The 1,043-nt window shown below is 57.3% G+C and carries 1 protein-coding gene and 1 pseudogene; one reads left to right on the plus strand and one right to left on the minus strand.

Annotated elements, in window-relative coordinates:
- Nucleotides 1–681: pseudogene (locus tag X742_RS01000000171250) on the plus strand (transposase); the annotation flags it as partial.
- 149 nt (nt 682–830) lie between these two features.
- Here X742_RS01000000171250 and X742_RS1000000175305 read toward each other — a convergent pair.
- On the minus strand, nt 831–1,043 hold a 213-nt coding region (locus tag X742_RS1000000175305), incomplete at its 5' end, for a hypothetical protein (RefSeq protein WP_210164362.1).

Raw genomic sequence — 1,043 nt, forward strand, 5'->3', positions numbered from 1 at the left:
CATGCTCAGGATCCAGGCGACGCAGGTCTACCATGATCCGCTGCGAGCCGGCATCAACGACGTGCAGGAACTGTCGAAGACACATGAAGCGATCGCCAGGGCCAAGACCGAGATCCAGCACCGCATGCTGACACACTACCAGCCGCTGTATTTTCCCGAGATCGATCGCTTCCGGGGGAACAGCCGCAGCGATTGGTTCTTTGCCTTCCTCCATGCCTTTCCGACCCCAGCAAGCATCACGGCGCTGACGAAGGAGGAGTTTGTGGCAGCAGCTTGGGATGTCGTCGGCCGCAANACGAAGGAGGAGTTTGTGGCAGCAGCTTGGGATGTCGTCGGCCGCAAGGTCAGCAAGACACAGATTCTGATCGATATTTTCGAGACGGCGCGCCCATCGATCGGATTGCCGCTGCCACTGGATGACTTGATGCGCCTGCCATTCGCATGTTCCAGATGGTCATTGACGAAGCACGCAGCCTGATCCGGCAACATAATGAGATCGAAGCACAGGCCGACGATCTGCTGCGGCACAGCCAGGATTATCAGCTCCTGCGACAAATCCCGGGCATCGGACCGATCGAGGCATTGACCGTCATTGCCGAAGCCGGCGATCTTCGCCGCTTAGGTCATCATCGCCAGTTTCTAAAGTTTTGCGGGCTGGACCTCTCGACACAGAAGTCCGGTGAGGCCAGACCCGCCTTTCCAACCCAGGCACACGACCCATTCAATAGCATTCCTAAGCATACTGACCAGGGCGACCTCGACCCCCCTAATCACAGCGGTGAGCTCGCAGNTGAACACTATTGATTGGCCGAGCTTGAGCGGCATCTCTATCACATTGATAGCCTATTAGGCTGGTCCGGCGTTTTATCGGACCCGTGATCCATCCGAGCAGCTTGTGAGGGATGCAGCCGAACCAGGCGCTGCTCCCACAGTCTTCGCAGGTCCTCCAGCAGAGCTTCATGCTCAGCCTGATCCGGCGCAATTATATTGAGGTGATCGCTTAACACGGCTTCGCCCTCAATCCGCATCAGCAGATTAAACAG

The sequence above is a fragment of the Mesorhizobium sp. LNHC229A00 genome, assembly GCF_000502415.1.
In the GTDB taxonomy this organism is placed as follows: Bacteria; Pseudomonadota; Alphaproteobacteria; order Rhizobiales; family Rhizobiaceae; genus Mesorhizobium.